At 59.4% G+C, this 14,847-nt stretch carries 15 protein-coding genes; 11 read left to right on the forward strand and 4 right to left on the reverse strand.

The annotated features are described in order from the left end of the window. Positions 1 to 50: 50 nt before the first annotated feature. The 8 genes from CCD76_RS19990 (at position 51) to CCD76_RS05030 (ending at position 7,558) form a co-directional block, all read left to right on the forward strand. Positions 51 to 371, forward strand: a complete 321-nt coding sequence (locus tag CCD76_RS19990) for a hypothetical protein (protein ID WP_218776961.1) — start codon at positions 51 to 53, stop codon at positions 369 to 371. 46 nt (positions 372 to 417) lie between these two features. Continuing rightward, positions 418 to 1,611, forward strand: a complete 1,194-nt coding sequence (locus CCD76_RS05000; RefSeq protein WP_087718430.1) for a M24 family metallopeptidase — start codon at positions 418 to 420, stop codon at positions 1,609 to 1,611. A 37-nt stretch (positions 1,612 to 1,648) separates the two neighbouring features. Next, the gene (locus tag CCD76_RS05005) at positions 1,649 to 1,912 is read left to right on the forward strand and encodes a DMT family transporter (RefSeq protein ID WP_373419399.1); all 264 of its coding nucleotides are present in this window, start codon (positions 1,649 to 1,651) and stop codon (positions 1,910 to 1,912) included. Positions 1,913 to 2,062: 150 nt separating this feature from the next. Then, positions 2,063 to 3,025, forward strand: coding sequence for an agmatinase (gene speB / locus CCD76_RS05010; RefSeq protein WP_087718431.1), 963 nt, complete (start codon positions 2,063 to 2,065; stop codon positions 3,023 to 3,025). A gap of 342 nt (positions 3,026 to 3,367) precedes the next feature. Then, on the forward strand, positions 3,368 to 4,987 hold the full coding sequence (locus CCD76_RS05015) for an amidohydrolase (RefSeq protein ID WP_087718432.1): 1,620 nt from the start codon (positions 3,368 to 3,370) through the stop codon (positions 4,985 to 4,987). Continuing rightward, on the forward strand, positions 4,980 to 5,900 hold the full coding sequence (locus CCD76_RS05020; protein WP_179208851.1) for a CobW family GTP-binding protein: 921 nt from the start codon (positions 4,980 to 4,982) through the stop codon (positions 5,898 to 5,900). The genes CCD76_RS05015 and CCD76_RS05020 overlap by 8 nt, the downstream gene beginning before the upstream one ends. A gap of 134 nt (positions 5,901 to 6,034) precedes the next feature. Beyond that, positions 6,035 to 7,021 carry a DDE-type integrase/transposase/recombinase gene (locus tag CCD76_RS05025; protein ID WP_087718433.1) on the forward strand — a complete coding sequence of 329 codons (987 nt, stop codon included), beginning with the start codon at positions 6,035 to 6,037 and terminating at the stop codon, positions 7,019 to 7,021. 99 nt (positions 7,022 to 7,120) lie between these two features. Then, entirely contained in the window at positions 7,121 to 7,558 is a 438-nt protein-coding gene (locus tag CCD76_RS05030; protein ID WP_179208852.1) for a helix-turn-helix domain-containing protein, read from the forward strand. A 58-nt stretch (positions 7,559 to 7,616) separates the two neighbouring features. On the opposite strand, the gene CCD76_RS05035 is transcribed toward CCD76_RS05030, so the two are convergent. From CCD76_RS05035 to CCD76_RS05050, 4 genes are all read right to left on the reverse strand, one after another. Further along, positions 7,617 to 8,981, reverse strand: coding sequence for an MFS transporter (locus CCD76_RS05035; protein WP_087718435.1), 1,365 nt, complete (start codon positions 8,979 to 8,981; stop codon positions 7,617 to 7,619). Positions 8,982 to 9,364: 383 nt separating this feature from the next. Beyond that, entirely contained in the window at positions 9,365 to 10,660 is a 1,296-nt protein-coding gene (locus tag CCD76_RS05040) for a nitrate regulatory protein (RefSeq protein WP_087718436.1), read from the reverse strand. 290 nt (positions 10,661 to 10,950) lie between these two features. Next, on the reverse strand, positions 10,951 to 11,313 hold the full coding sequence (locus tag CCD76_RS05045; RefSeq protein WP_087718437.1) for a hypothetical protein: 363 nt from the start codon (positions 11,311 to 11,313) through the stop codon (positions 10,951 to 10,953). A gap of 182 nt (positions 11,314 to 11,495) precedes the next feature. Continuing rightward, complete coding sequence (locus CCD76_RS05050) at positions 11,496 to 11,954, reverse strand: hypothetical protein (RefSeq protein ID WP_087718438.1); 459 nt, start codon at positions 11,952 to 11,954, stop codon at positions 11,496 to 11,498. Between the two features lie 215 nt (positions 11,955 to 12,169). Between CCD76_RS05050 and CCD76_RS05055 the strand changes: the two genes are divergently transcribed. From CCD76_RS05055 to CCD76_RS05065, 3 genes are all read left to right on the forward strand, one after another. Next, positions 12,170 to 12,511, forward strand: a complete 342-nt coding sequence (locus CCD76_RS05055) for a PepSY domain-containing protein (RefSeq protein ID WP_087718439.1) — start codon at positions 12,170 to 12,172, stop codon at positions 12,509 to 12,511. Between the two features lie 111 nt (positions 12,512 to 12,622). Next, positions 12,623 to 13,294, forward strand: coding sequence for a winged helix-turn-helix domain-containing protein (locus tag CCD76_RS05060; protein ID WP_087718440.1), 672 nt, complete (start codon positions 12,623 to 12,625; stop codon positions 13,292 to 13,294). Next, positions 13,291 to 14,790, forward strand: coding sequence for a sensor histidine kinase (locus tag CCD76_RS05065; protein WP_306298790.1), 1,500 nt, complete (start codon positions 13,291 to 13,293; stop codon positions 14,788 to 14,790). Before CCD76_RS05060 ends, CCD76_RS05065 begins: the two co-directional genes overlap by 4 nt. The last annotated feature ends 57 nt before the right edge of the window (positions 14,791 to 14,847 follow it).

The raw sequence follows: 14,847 nt of genomic DNA on the forward strand, positions 1-14,847 counted from the left end.
GGCACCGTCATCAGCCTGACTACATGGTTGTACCACTCGTGGATGGGGTAATGCAGTTGCATACCGATGAAGGTTGCTACGGCAGCGACGTCAAGGCCAGTGCTTCCTATCACCGGCCGGCTGACGTTAAGCACAACGTCATTAACGCTGGAGAAGACCATTTTGCCTTCGTCGAGATTGAATTTAAACCTAATCGAGAATCAACCGACACAAACGTCATAGCTAAATTTACCATGCCGACCGCCTCCTTTTCGCGCTGTAAAAGCCGCCAAATCGCCGCCGATGGTAGCGCCCAGTTGCTCCCTCAGCTGGATCGCATGAAGGGCTTTACCCGCACCATTGCGCGCCGACTGGATAACGCCCTAAGCTGAAGGTCGATTTTATTGGTTTATTATAATTACTAAGAGCTTATGAGAAATGGTATATAAAAACGATTTTTTTAACTTCGATGAGTTGAACAGCAAGTCCGCGATGGCGTTCCCGCTCGATGAATACAGGGAACGAATTAAACGGCTTTCCCGCAAGTTGGAGACGCTAGAAGTGGATGCCTATCTCGGCTTCACGCCGGAAAATATGAATTATTTTACCGGCTTCGATCCATTAGGGTTGTATTTTTACCAGCATTTACTATTTGCATCCGGGATGGATTCGCCGTCTTTGATTACTCATAAATGTGAAAAAGAACTGGCACGCACACAATGCTGGATTGACGACATCAGTATATGGCAACATGGCGATGATCCGCTGAAGATGACGGTTAATAAGCTGCGCGAGGCTGGTATCCAGAAGGGCAGCCGCGTTGGCCTTGAAATGGACAACTGGTATTTTAAGGCGTCCACCTATAAAGGGCTTGTAGATGCCATGCCAGGTGTCGAATTTTTTGATGTGACGCAGGAAATACTTCGACTCAGAACTATCAAGTCCTCAGCAGAAATTGCTTGCATGAGAGAGGCAGCGCGATTTTCCGACATGGGGTTCGCAGCCGCTGTGGAAGCAATACGGCCCGGTGTTTCCGAGGCTGAAATTTTGGCGCAGGTGCAGTCCAATATGACAGCTGCGGGTTCTGAATATCCCACGCTACCCTTCATAATTAACTCGGGTGCACGGAGTGGACTCTTTCACGGGGTGCCGACAGGCAAGCGTCTTGCGCAGGGAGACCCGGTGATGATCGAGATCACCGGATCTTGGAAGCGCTATAACAGCAACATCGTTCGTACAGTCGTCGCTGGAAAGGCTACGCCAGCCCTGAACGGCCTCTGGGATATCGTGAACGAGTCTTTCTGGCGGCCTTTTGACCTCATCAAACCCGGTACGCCCGTGTCAGAACTTGATCGCCTCAGCCGCGAGATTCGCAGCCAGCATGAACCTTATATCCCTGCTCGTGCAGGCTTCGGCATGGGGCTTGCTTATCCGCCGGTATGGGCGGGTCATCCTGACATCCTCATCGGTGACGATGAGGTGCTTCAGGAGGGTATGATCTTCTCGCTTGAGCCCTCGATTGCGCAGTATCACGGCGCAACCGTTATATTTGGATACAATATCCTTGTTACTGAATCCGGTGCAGAAATCTTGCAGCAAACACCGAGGGATATCTTCGAGATCGCAGCCTGATGCCGTTAATTTTGGTGAGTTACGCCGCTAGTATCACATGTCATTTGAGGCGGCGTTTCCCTGGCTATATCTGATTCTTACAGGTCTCTTCGAGATCGCTTGGGCCTATTCCATGAAACAATCTCATGGTCTTACGCGACTGGCCTACACCGGAATGATGCTGGTGACAATTTTGGAGAGCTTTGTGCTTTTGTCCTTGGCAATGGTAGCTTGCCTCTTGGCACGGCCTACACCGTTTGGACTATTATATGAGCAGTTGGGGTCTTCGCCTTGGGCGTCCTGTTTCTGGGTGAACCTCTGAATAGCATACGTTTGCTGGCCGTTTTTCTCATCCTTTCTGGTATTCTAATGCTGAAATTCGCATAGATAAAAATAATCAGGCAGAAATACTGATTTTCAGAATCAAATCCCGTGTCGAAAATTTCGGCGCACAAACAAGGAACGCGACAATATGAACAACAGTTTTTTTCACCCCGTATCCGGTTTCGATCTACCTCGGTTTTCCGGTATACCAACTTTTATGCGCCTGCCGCATGTCGGTATTGAAGACGCGCGATTGAACGATGTTCAAATCGGTCTCGTCGGCACGCCTTGGGACAGCGGTACTACTAACCGTCCTGGTCCGCGACATGGACCTCGCCAGATGCGAGACATGTCGACGATGATCCGCGCTGAAAATGGAGCCACAGGTGTCAGGCCCTTTGAACTTTCGAATTGCGCCGATCTTGGCGATGTGCCTATAAATCCCGCTGACTTGAATGACAGTATTTCGCGCATTACTGATTTCTTCGAAAAACTTTGCGTGGCTGGTGTGCGACCATTGACCGCTGGTGGCGATCACCTCTGCTCGTTGCCGATTTTACGCGCGATGGCAGGAGCCGAACCTTTGGGACTTATCCAGTTTGACAGTCATACTGATCTGTTTCACAGCTATTTTAACGGCTCGATGTATACCCACGGCACTCCGTTTCGTCGCGCCGTAGAGGAAGGTCTGCTTGATCCGCACCGCATGGTTCAGATCGGCATTCGGGGAACTACTTATGACCGAGAGGATCGTGATTTTGCCAAAAGTGAAGGTATAAGGCTAATCGAGATTGATGAATTCCGCGCACGCGGCCTTGAGGACGTGATGGATGAGGCACGAGATATCGTCGGACATCGCAGCACCTATGTCACCTACGATATAGACTTTGTTGATCCCGCCTTTGCGCCTGGCACAGGTACTCCGGAGGTGGGCGGTCCCAACTCCTATGAGGCTCTACAAGTCGCACGTATGCTGCAGGGGGTCAATATTGCTGGGGCGGATCTCGTTGAGGTATCGCCGCCTTTCGATCCTAGTGGTGGAACTGCCTATCTCGGTGTTTCAATTATGTTTGAAATATTGTGTGTCATGGCCGATTCCAGTGGTTCTTGAAACAAAGTACTGCCATGAATGTAACTTATTGTTGATTATTATCTGAATCCTTGATGCCGACGCCGAAATTATTCCCATTATCGCTCGTGCGGTATTTTTTTCTTACTCGCTCTGCGCATCTCGGGACCCGCTTAGATCACTGTCAGATGGTCCAACAAATGGAGACCACTTTAGTTTTTAACGACAGAGTTCACCTCAACCGGAAGTTGCGGATGCACGCGACTGAACTCTAGCATGCGCTCGGCCGGACCCTTGCCAACGGCGTTCGCGATGCAGCGTCGGTCTCCGGTTAGGAGCTGCACTAGCGACGTCCCGATTACTGCCATGTATAGGAGTACAAGCATGACAACCATCGTTTATCCCGCCCGACGTATCTATACCATGAACCCGTCGCAGCCCATTGGCGACTGCCTAGCAGTCCGTGACGGCCGGATCCTAAGCGTCGCCTCGCTTGACGAAATCCGGCGCTTCGGTGACTACACCATCGACAAACGCTTCATCGACAAGGTGCTGATGCCTGGCTTGGTGGAAGGACATAGCCATGCTTTGGAAGGCGCAATCTGGGATTTCCTCTATCTCGGTTGGTTCGACAAGACCGATCCCGACGGCAGACTCTGGCCAGGCCTTCGCGAGGCGGAGTCGATACAGCAGGCACTCAGTGCACGCTTAGCTCAACAGACATCGGAGGGACCGCTCATTGCATGGGGGTTCGATCCAGTGTATTTCGACGGCGAACGCATCGACCGGCGGCTGCTTGACGCTGTTAGCCGCGAGCGCCCGATCGTGATTATCCACGCCAGCCTACACGTAATGACGGTCAACTCCGCAGTGATTGAGACCCTCGGCCTCGACGTAATGGAGCTCGATGGCATCGTGCGCGACAGCGGCGGCGTGCCCACCGGTGATTTGCTGGAATTTCCGGCCATGCACCCGGTGTTCGATAACTACGGTATTGACCTGTTCGGCGCCGCCACTACACCTCATGCGTTGCGCCAGTACGCCCGCGCCGCACGCCGTGAGGGCATTACCACAATCACGGACTTGCTCAATCCCATGAGCGCGAACGCAATTGAGTCCATGCACGCCACTACCGCCGAACCCGAATACCCGGTTCGCCTGGTGCCAGCGCTAAACGCGCTCTCCTGGGATCCCGAAGAAGGTAGTGCCTGTGTGCGCCGCGCAATGGCGCACAACCACGATAAATTGCACTTCGGCATCGTCAAGATCGTCACCGACGGCGCCATCCAGAATTTCACCGCCCGCCTGCAGTGGCCTGGCTATTTGGAAGGTCCGCCAAACGGTGTCTGGAACGCGCCGCCAGAAACCTTTCATGCGATGGTGCAGCACTATCACCAAGCCGGATTGCAATTGCACATCCATACCAACGGCGACGAGGCCGTGCAGATGATCATTGAGGCACTCGAGGACGCACTGGCCATGTGGCCTCGTCCTGATCACCGGCACACACTACAGCATGTACAGCTGATCCGGCAGTCGCAGCTACATCGTGTCAAGTCGTTGGGAGCCTGTCTCAACATCTTCGCCAACCATATCTACTACTGGGGCGACATCCACCGCACCCGCACCTTGGGCTTCGACCGCTGCCAGCGTCTGGAGCCCGTCGCCAGCGCTGACCGGCTGGGCATCACCTTTGGCATTCACTGCGATGCTCCGGTGACTCCCCTGTCGCCGCTGTTTACCGCCCACTGCGCGCATACCCGCGAGACCGCGTCTGGCGTAGTGCTCGGCCGCGAAGAAGCCATCAGCCGCGCCCGTGCACTGCAGGCCATCACTCTGGGCGCGGCGGAAACCTTGCACCTGGACCACTGTATCGGCAGCTTGGAAACCGGCAAGTGGGCGGACGTCGCAATTTTGGACGACGACCCCATGGCAAGCGACAAGCCGCTAAAGGACATCGGGGTACATGCCACCATGCTCGGTGGACGGATCACCAATGACTGATATGGCACGCGCTGCTATCGACGTCAGGCTGCTCTGCGGATTCCTCGGCAGCGGCAAGACCACCCGCATCAATCACCTGATAGCCGAAGGCACGCTGAGAGACGCGCTGTTTCTGGTCAACGACTTTGGCCGGCTCAACATCGATGCCGAGCTGATCACCGCTGAAGAAGACGGCATCGTGCGACTCAACAATGGCTGTGCCTGCTGCGGGCTATCTGGCGACCTTTCCGCTCAGCTCAGCGACATCCGCCGGTGGCCCTCGCCACCCACGCTGCTGGTATTCGAGGCCAGCGGCGTGGCGCGGCCGCGGCCATTGATGCAGCTGTTCGGCGCGGCCGAAGGATACTCTCTGGGAAGTGCTGAAACCTTGGTAGACCTGTCGGCGCTGCAGCGGTTGCTACACGACCCCGCTATCGCTGACATTACCCAGGCGCAGATTACCGACGTGCCGCGGCTCCGGATAAACCGCCATGCAAAGCTGCCGGGGATCGTGCGCGAGCGCGAGACAGCGCTGTTGAAATCGCTCAATTCCGCGGCGGAACTCGTTTGGGACTCTCCGCCGAAAGAACTGTCCATTACGTACACTAAATCTTCCGAGAGCGCGGTCTGGCCGGACTTCCACGCCCTCGCCGCCAGCGCCGGCGTAATCACTAGCCGGACCCTAGCGTTGCCCCGAGCCCTAGATAGTCAGCAACTTATGGCCCTGCTGGATGCCGCCGCCCCCATACTCCTACGCGCCAAGGGCATGCTCCGCGACTGCGAACATCCGCAAACGCTCCTTGCACTGCAATGGACACCCGGAGGCGGACGGCGGACACCGTTTCCTGGAGCCAAACAGGACGTACTTGTACTGATCGGAAAGGAAGGCCCCGGAATGGATGCGCTGGTCAGCAGCATCGAGGCACTACTCTAAATCCAGAACCAATCGGGTAATCAATCACTCGGGACCCGACAGCTGTAAGAGGCCGGATGATAGATTAAGCCATAGGAGCTATCCTCTGCTGGTAGCGCGTGGACTCATTGCTCAATTCATCCAGGAGCAGCGAGATGGATATCAAACTGCATAAGACGGCGACCACCACACCGCGCATCCGCAAGGAGATCCAGCAGGCACCCGCCTCGGTCAGTGATAGTGAACTGGCTCGACGTTATCATGTCCCGTGTCCCACCATTGCCCGGTGGCGTTACCGCAGCACGCAACATGATCGACCCCATACGCGACATAACCTGCTCGCGACGCTGTCTCCCGTCCAGGAAGAGATCGTGGTGGCTCTGCGCGACTACCTGCGTCTGAGCGTCGATGACTTGCTGGTCGTGGCAAAGGAGTTTCTTCATCCAGATCTCTCACGCTCAGCACTGCAACGCCTCTTGAGGCGACGAGGCCTGCCCAGCCTGGCGACTCTGGAAAAGCAGGAGAAGGCGGCTCAACAGTCGCCCCACAAGCCCTTCAAGGCCTATGAGCCGGGGTATGTTCGTGTCGACGTCAAGCATCTGCCTCAGATGCCTGATGAAGACCACAAGCGTTATCTCTTCGTGGCGATCGACCGCGCTACGCGCTGGGTCTATCTGGAGATTCGCCAGCATCAGTCTGCACAGGATGCCAAGGCCTTTCTGCAACACGTTCGCGAGCGGGCACCGTTCAGGATCAGGACCCTGCTGACGGACAACGGCAAGACCTTTACCGACCGCTTCGCCGCGGGCGGCGAGCGTCAGCCCAGCGGCAAGCACCGAGTGGACCGGTTCTGTCGCCAACATGGCATCGACCATCGGCTGATCCCGCCTTATCGGCCACAGACCAATGGCATGGTGGAGCGTTTCAATGGCCGCGTGAGCGACATCCTGAATACGCATCGGTTCGACTCGCGGGAAGATCTGGAAACCACACTCAAACGCTACAACTGGCTTTATAACCACCACATCAATCAAAAGGCCTTGCATCATCAGACGCCGGTCGGTGCAATGAAGCAATGGCAGAAGGACCGGCCCGAATTATTTTGGAAACGCGTAATTAATCATCCGGGCCCCGACAATTAGATTTAACAAGTTACAAGGCAGGCAGGGAAGTCCATAAGTACCCGAACACAAATTCTCCGCTATGCTTATAGTCCTGTCCCGTGAACCAGGACGATGAGCATGAAATTCCGCTTTGTGCCGCCTCTGTCCGATGCTGACCTCAAGGCGTTGATGACGACCTACACCTACGGCGAGAAACCGGCCCTGCGGCGAAGGGCCCACGCCATCGTGCTGAGCCATCAGGGCCATACCATCGATCAGATTTGCAAGATTCTCTCCGTCACCCGCGAGACGGCCTCGCTCTGGTTCGATGCCTGGGAGGCCCAGGGGCTCGAAGGGCTCCGGGACAAGCCACGCACCGGGCGTCCTGCCATCTACAGTGGCTCGGAGCGGGACCGGTTGCTTGAACTTGTCAAAGAGCAGCCTCATCAGTTGAAGGCCGTCCAGGCACGGCTCCAACAGGAAACCGGGAAACACGCCTGCACCATGACGCTCAAGCGAGCATTAAAAAAGCCGCTGCCCGAAGGCAGCGGCGAAGAGCGCATGGACGCGCGATGAAGAAGAACCTGGTCGTGATGGCCGAAGAACTTGGTCGTGATGACAAAAGGGGTGCCGCTCAGCCGGCAGCGGCTTCCCGCTCGACATCACGCTCGACGCTGCGCTCGCCGTCGGCCTGATGATAGGCCTGGCGCTCCTCGGCCTCCGTCGTCGGAGAAAAGCGCACCGCCAGCGCGAACAGCGAGGCGGCGATGACCGTCAGCCCCAGATAGAAAAGTCCCTGTTGATAGGACAGGGATTCCGAACGAAACAGGAAACCGGCTGCCACGGCGCCTGCGTTGCCGCCGGCACCGACGATCCCCGCGACGGCACCCAGCGCCTTCTTGTTGATGAACGGTACGACACCGAAGGTGGCGCCCTCCGCCATCTGCACGAACAGGCTGAAGACCAGCATGATGCCGATTGCCACGGCCAGGGTCTGCATCTGGGCGAAGCCGGTCAGCGCGATGCCCTCGCACAGCAGCGCGATGAACAGCCAGCGGACCCGTCCCTTGAGCCCGCCGTTGCGGGCGAACAGGTCGGAGAAGATGCCGCCCAGCGTGCGCGCGAACAGGTTCATCAACCCGAACAGGCCGGCGATCAGCCCTGCCGTGGCGAGGTCGAGCGAGAACGTATCGAAGAAGTAGATGGCAGCGATGTTGTTGATCGTGAGTTCGACGCCGAAGCAGGCCGCGTAGACCACGAACAGCGCCCATACGCGGATATCCTTGGCAGCGGCGACGAAGCTTTGCATGGCGCCATGTTCACGCGTGGCTGGCGGCAGTTCGCCGCGCGCCCGCAGATCGCTGAAGTTGCCGTCGGGTGCATCCTGGGTAAAACGATAATAGGCCAGACCGGTCAGGAACAGCACGATACCGGGCACGACCATCGCCAGTCGCCAGCCCAGCGTTTCGCTGACGCCCAGCATCAGCACGCCGGAAAACACCAGCGGCATCAGGATCTGGGTGGTGCCGCCGCCGAGATTCCCCCAGCCGGCGGTCGTGGCGTTGGCGGTGCCGACCACGTTGGGAGCGAACATCATCGTGGAGTGATACTGGGTGATGACGAAGGAAGCACCGATCGCGCCGATGGCGAGGCGGGCCAGCAGGAAGGTTTCGAAACTGTCCGCCAGGCCGATCGCCATCACCGGCAGCGACCCGAGGCAGAGCAGCCAGGTGTAGGCCTTGCGCGGGCCGATGCGATCACAGAGCAGGCCGATGACCAGGCGTACGAGAATGGTGATCGCGACCGAAGCGATGATCGTGTTGCCGATCTGGGTCTTGGTCAGGCCAAGATCGTCGCGGACGACGGCCATGAGCGGGGCGATGCCGAACCAGCCGAAGAAACAGACGTGGAAGGCGAACCAGGAGAAATGGAAGGCTCGCATCTGAGGGGTGGAAAAGCTGAACAGACGTATCTTGTTGGCTTTGTGACGGATGTCCATGAAGATCACTCTCCGATGGTGGCGACGACACCGGCCGGTGCCGAGGGCATGAAAAAACGGCGCCCATCACTCGTCATGCGGAGCATGAAAAGCGATGGACGCCGTTGTCCGTTGCGTCAGCCGGTCGACCTTGACCGTGCTTCAGCGAATGTCAGGCTCGGAACCGTTGGGCAGGCTCCTGTCGGGCCGCCGTTGGCCCGGACTTCTCTATCCAAGCAGAAGCCATACCAGAATCCTCGAAAAGGCGTCGATTCAATTAGATAAGGCTCGAAGTCGGAGGCGGGCAGGCGCCAATGCGCCCTAACGGCAGGCAGGATCGCGACCCGACGGTGCAGCGTGTGGGAAGCGTGCACCAGCGGGTGGCGTGGAAAGACGGTGAGGGCTCAGGAACGCCCTCGAGACAGCATGTCGACGAGGTCGATCACGTTTCGGGCCACTTCGATCAATGGCTTGCTCTGGTCCATGGCGGTCTTGCGCATCAGGCGGTAGGCCTCTTCCTCGGAGAGGCGCTGATGGGCCATCAAAAGCCCCTTGGCGCGGTCGATCTGCTTGCGATCGCGCAGCGTCTTGCGCGTGCTCTCGAGTTCGTCGCTGATCTGCTGCAATCTTGCGTGTTGCGTCTGCACCAGGCCGACCAGCGAGCGGCTGAAGCGTGACTCCATGGTGCTGGCCGTCAAGGCTCCCAGGCTCGAGGCCGGCTCTGCGTCCGGCACTTCCAGCAGCAGGTTCACCGGTGCCGCCCAGAGCTCGCCATTGAGCGCTTCGTGCAAGCCGGCGCTGTTCTCTATCTCGCGCTCGGCCTGGTGAATCCGGTCGCGACAGCTGCGTTGCAACTCGTCGACCAGGCGATCTTCGATGTCTTTCATAGCATCGATCCGCTGGGTCGTGATGGCATACCACTGTTCGCCGGGATCATCGATATCGTTCGGCAGCGGGGTGGCCTGGATGGCCAGATCGCGCAGTTGGGCGATGGCCAGATGGATCGGCCGGTCGAGCTCTTGCTGCCAGTGCGAGAGCAGCTCGGTACTGGCGAATTCGCCGAAGGTCTCGAAGCAGCGGTGTTGGGCATCGATCAGCTGCTGCAACGTCTGGCGGTGCGCATCGTCGAACACGCCGAGCGTGAAGCCGAAGGCGCCACAGGCTCGTTCCTGTCCGGCGAGCTCCTTGCCCTGGATGAAATGAAACAGACACACCAGCACGCGGGTGATCTCGGTGTCGCTGGCGGTATCCGCCGCCTCGAAGATGACCGACAGCAGGTTGCTGATCAATCGGTTGAACAGGCGCACCGCATCGTCGGCCGTGAGGCGCTGCGCCTCGATGTCGTCGCGAATCGGCGGAAGCGAGTCGAATCCGTGCCACACCGCCGCGATGCGGGTCAGCAGGCGAGCGTTGGCGAGATGGCGTGACGTGCGGTTGGCGTCGTCGAAGGAAGCCCACTCGTCCAGGCGCCGTCGCAGCGTCGCTTCCGCCAGCCGGCTATCGGCGATGCGCTGCTGGCGCTGGTGCGTGAAACGCCGGCCAGCGGAACCGAGATAGATCGTGGAGGCGCCACGTTCCCGCTGCAGGGCATGGACGAAGCGGCAGATATCGCCGACCACGGCAGCGGTTTCCGCCAATCCGGACAGTTGCTCGATTTCCGAGAATTTGGCTGCTCGCAGCAGCCGTTCGGTCGCATTCATGAATCACCGCATCCCGTCTCAACTTGTTATTGTCAATACCGTATGAGCAGAGCGTACGTTGGCGTGAGGGGAGAGTTCGACCAACGTCGAATATGACTCTACCGCGTACGTCCGATCGGCGCACGCGAAGACGGGAAGAGAGTCGATGAGACGCCACGCTCGAGGCGCGGCGATGAAGGCGTTCGGGGGAAGTGGAGCGCGTCGATCGGAAGAGGGCTCGATCGATGCGCGCACGATCAAGCCCAGCGGCGCGGGGAATCAATGCAGGAGGCGAGGCCGGTATGGCGTGCTCAGGGCTCTTTCGAGCGCACCTCGTATTCGCCATCGAGCACCTGCTGGGCACGCCCGGCCGAGTGGGCACTGCCGCCGTCGGGATCGGCGCTACCGCCGGCATATTGCGCTCGAGAGGCGCGGAACTGCTCTGCACGCTTTTTCATGCGATGGCGAAGAAACGGCAGCATCGCCCAGCCGACGACCAGAAAGAACAAGCCGAGCAGGGTGCCGACAATCAGCATGACGCCGAAGAGCAGCCAGGTGAACAACAGGCGAAGGCCTCCGGCACCCTGGCTGGGGCGAGTCTGCTGAACGCGCTCGCGCCATTGTTGCGCGGCACGCCAGGCGGCGTTGCCGGTATCGTGGCGGTTATCGGTCATCCACTTTCTCCTCGGTTGCTGAGAGGGTGTTTACAAAACAGGCGAACGAAGGCAAGACAAGGCAAAATTGGCCGAAAACACGGAGTTTACATGGAGTAAATGAGTATTTGAGGCCGATTTTAACGCTGGATTGTCGAGTGCAGCCCTTTTGTCAACACCCTCTGAGGTCGGCAGCGTTGTGATCATCTGCTCAACTCGTCCCGATGCAGGTCGAGATCGAGTTCGTTCTGCTGCGCGTTGTAGCCTTCTATCTCGATGCGACCATCACTGTCGACTTCGAGTTCCGCGAAATGTTGCATGCCGCGATTCTGGGCCTGGGCCAACGCGTTCTGCAACTCTTCGGCCGTCAGGCTCCAGTCCGGGATGTTCGATTGACGCTGACTTTCCCGCATCAAGGCACCGTCGTCCAGCGCCATCGAGACGTCCAGTTCCCAGCCGTCATCGCGCCACCCTTCGACCTCGAGCCGGTTGTCGTCACGATCCACATCCAGCTTTTCGTAATGGGTGAAGCCATAGCTTTCGGCGCTGTCGAGCAGCGTCTTCAATTGACTGTAGGATAGCGTCGCCTCGTCGGCCAAGGCGCTGGCACTGATTCCGCTTCCCAGTGCAACGGCAGGCAACACCCATAGACGGTATTTCATGATCGATCTCCTGAAGTTCGATATCGGTAGACGCGTTCTTCGCGATGGACCGGCCTTGTCGATAACCATCGTTATACTCGGGGTGACCTTGACGCGAACTGAAAGAGACATTCATCCGGGGTTCATCGTCTACAGCCGTGATACGCCCGGGCGGTGGCGTGTCGCGGGCTGACGTATTCATGTCGGATTCATCGCCTTTGCGGCACACTGCCGACATGAAACTTCGCAAACGTCTCTTACCGTTGATCCTGGCGCTGCTCACGAGTGGCGGGATACTTCCGTTGGCCAGTGCCGATGACGATGATTGGCGCGATCTCCACCAGGAGGTCAAGAAGGGGCATCTGGTCGGCATCGGCGAGATCATGGACTGGCTGGAAGCCCGCTACGAGGGGCAGATCCTCGAGGTCGAACTGGAGCAGGAAGACGACCGGATCGAGTACGAAGTGGAAATGATCGGCCCCCGGGGGCAGGTCGTCGAATTCGAGTTCGATGCCACCAATGGCGAGTTGCTGAGTGTCGAAGGAGTGAATATCGAGGCGATGAGGAAGTCGCCTTAGCCTGTCGTCGATACTGGCGATATCCGGCCGGAGCCGCCTTTTGACATGGACGAACTCCGCCAGGGACGATCGTTGCAGTGAAAGATGAGTCTTGAATCAGGGAGTCGGTAAATGAAGGTACTGCTGGTCGAGGATGATGCGGCACTGGCCGAGGCGTTGGCAGCTGCGCTGGCCGAGGCCGGCCTGCTGATCGAATCGACGACCACCGGGCAGGAGGCTGACTTCCTGGTGCGCACCGAGCGCTACGATGCGGTCATCCTCGATCTCGGGCTGCCCGACGGTGATGGGACGCGCTGGCTCTCCCAGTGGCGCGAGGACGCGATCGATCTGCCGGTGCTGGTGCTGACGGCACGTGAACGCTGGTCTGACAAGGCGGCCGGCTTCTCCGCCGGCGCCGACGATTACGTCGTCAAACCGTTCGAGACCGCCGAGGTACTGTTCCGGTTGCGAGCGCTGGTTCGCCGCAGTCACGGCCACGCTCATCCGGTGATTCGGATCGGGAAGCTGACCCTGGATACCCATTCGGGCAGCGTCTCGCTGGCCGGGCGGCCAATCACATTGACCGCGCAGGAATCCCGCCTGCTTTCGTACCTGATGCATGCCTCGCCGCGTATCGTCAGTCGCGCCGAGCTGGTCGAGCATGTCTACAACCGCGATCACGAGCCCGACTCCAATGTCATCGACGTCCAGATCAGCCGCCTGCGGCGCAAGTTCGGCCGCGCCCGGATCGAGACGCTTCGGGGTCAGGGCTACCGCCTGGTGGATCTCGAGGCCGAGGCTTGAAAGACCAGAACTCGAAAGGCCAGGACTCGAAAGCCCAAAGCTCGAAAGGCCAAGACTCGAAAGGCAGCGTCCTGAAACGCTGGCGGCCTCGCTGGATATCGCGCTGGGGGGAGCGGTTGCGGCTGGCGCCGTTGGGGGCGCGCCTGCTGGTGGCCTCGCTGCTGCTGGTCATCGTGCTGCTTCCGCTGGCCGGCGTCGGGTTGAGCTACACCTTTCGGCAGTCCGCGACGGCCTCTTTCGATACCCGTCTCGAATCCCTGCTCAATGCGCTGTTGGCCGGCATTCAGGTCGACAGTATCGGCCAACGTCTGCAATTGAACCGTTCGCTGGGCGATGCTCGCTTCGATCGCGTCTATTCCGGCTGGTATTGGCAGGTGAGCAACGGCAGCGATCTCACCCTGACGTCGCGTTCGCTGTGGGACCAGCGCCTGCCGATTCCCGAGCACCAAAGTGGTTTGGCCGTCTACGAGGTCGAAGGCCCGCGCGATGACGACTTGCGCATGATCGAACGTGGCCTGCGCTTGCCGGGGCACCAGGACGTGATCCACGTGGCCCTGGCCGGATCGACCGCGGAACTCAACCATGAGGTCGAGCGCTTCGAGCGCCTGCTGATCGTGTCGCTGGCCACGTTCGGCGTGCTGCTGCTGGCCGGGTTGGCACTGCAGATGCGCTGGGGGCTCGCGCCGCTGCGGCGGATGTCGGCCAATCTGCGGGCGGTGGAGGAAGGGGATATCGAGCGCCTGGACACGCAACTGCCGGTGGAACTGAAGGAGCTGGCGCTGGCCATGAACGGCGTGCTCGAGCGTGATCGGCGCCTGATCGAGCGCGGGCGCGCGGCGGCCGGCAACCTGGCACATGCGCTGAAGACCCCGGTCAGCGTGCTCAAGACGCTCTCGGAACGTTTTCCCGAGGCCCAGCGGCAGCCCATCAATACCGAACTGGCCCGGATCGACGATGCGGTGCGTCACCATCTGGCCCGCGCGTCGGCAGCCGGCGGCGTGGCGTTCTCGGGGCGTGTCTCGATCGGCGACGCGATCGCGCCGGTCGTTCAGGGGCTGGCCAGGCTGGCGGAACGACGCGGCATACGGTTCGATGCCGATATCGATCCGAACGCGGCGGCGCGCATCGACCCGCAGGACATTCAGGAGCTCACCGGGAACCTGCTGGAAAACGCCTTGCGCTGGGCGGACAGCCGGGTTTCGTTCAGTGTCTCCCGGGTATCGCAGGGCGTGCGCCTGCGGATCGAGGACGACGGCCCGGGCATGACCCGCGCCCAGGGGGAGTCAGCCCTGGCGAGGGGTGTCAGGCTGGATGCCCGCGGTTCTGGTTCGGGCCTGGGGCTGGCAATCGTCGAAGACCTGATGATGCTCTACGGCGGCACGCTGCGCCTGGAGCGTGCCGCCCTGGGCGGGCTGGCGGCGGATGTCTGGCTGCCGGCATCGCCGGTTTCGGCGCGAATCGGCGACACGGCCAGCCAGCCGCCGCCAGCCGACTGATTGCCGACCACACCATTGTCACTCGGCACTGTCGGGATTCGGCTGCCTCTGCTCCGG

It is taken from the genome of Salinicola salarius (genome assembly GCF_002179555.1).
GTDB classification, from domain to species: domain Bacteria; phylum Pseudomonadota; class Gammaproteobacteria; order Pseudomonadales; family Halomonadaceae; genus Salinicola; species Salinicola salarius_A.

Bases quoted from the DNA above. Each gene is read 5' to 3' on its own strand.
- CCD76_RS19990 (WP_218776961.1), top strand. From the start codon at position 51: ATGCAGTTGCATACCGATGAAGGTTGCTACGGCAGCGACGTCAAGGCC.
- CCD76_RS05000 (WP_087718430.1), top strand. From the start codon at position 418: ATGGTATATAAAAACGATTTTTTTAACTTCGATGAGTTGAACAGCAAG.
- CCD76_RS05005 (WP_373419399.1), top strand. From the start codon at position 1,649: ATGTCATTTGAGGCGGCGTTTCCCTGGCTATATCTGATTCTTACAGGT.
- speB (WP_087718431.1), top strand. From the start codon at position 2,063: ATGAACAACAGTTTTTTTCACCCCGTATCCGGTTTCGATCTACCTCGG.
- CCD76_RS05015 (WP_087718432.1), top strand. From the start codon at position 3,368: ATGACAACCATCGTTTATCCCGCCCGACGTATCTATACCATGAACCCG.
- CCD76_RS05020 (WP_179208851.1), top strand. From the start codon at position 4,980: ATGACTGATATGGCACGCGCTGCTATCGACGTCAGGCTGCTCTGCGGA.
- CCD76_RS05025 (WP_087718433.1), top strand. From the start codon at position 6,035: ATGGATATCAAACTGCATAAGACGGCGACCACCACACCGCGCATCCGC.
- CCD76_RS05030 (WP_179208852.1), top strand. From the start codon at position 7,121: ATGAAATTCCGCTTTGTGCCGCCTCTGTCCGATGCTGACCTCAAGGCG.
- CCD76_RS05035 (WP_087718435.1), bottom strand. From the start codon at position 8,981: ATGGACATCCGTCACAAAGCCAACAAGATACGTCTGTTCAGCTTTTCC.
- CCD76_RS05040 (WP_087718436.1), bottom strand. From the start codon at position 10,660: ATGAATGCGACCGAACGGCTGCTGCGAGCAGCCAAATTCTCGGAAATC.
- CCD76_RS05045 (WP_087718437.1), bottom strand. From the start codon at position 11,313: ATGACCGATAACCGCCACGATACCGGCAACGCCGCCTGGCGTGCCGCG.
- CCD76_RS05050 (WP_087718438.1), bottom strand. From the start codon at position 11,954: ATGAAATACCGTCTATGGGTGTTGCCTGCCGTTGCACTGGGAAGCGGA.
- CCD76_RS05055 (WP_087718439.1), top strand. From the start codon at position 12,170: ATGAAACTTCGCAAACGTCTCTTACCGTTGATCCTGGCGCTGCTCACG.
- CCD76_RS05060 (WP_087718440.1), top strand. From the start codon at position 12,623: ATGAAGGTACTGCTGGTCGAGGATGATGCGGCACTGGCCGAGGCGTTG.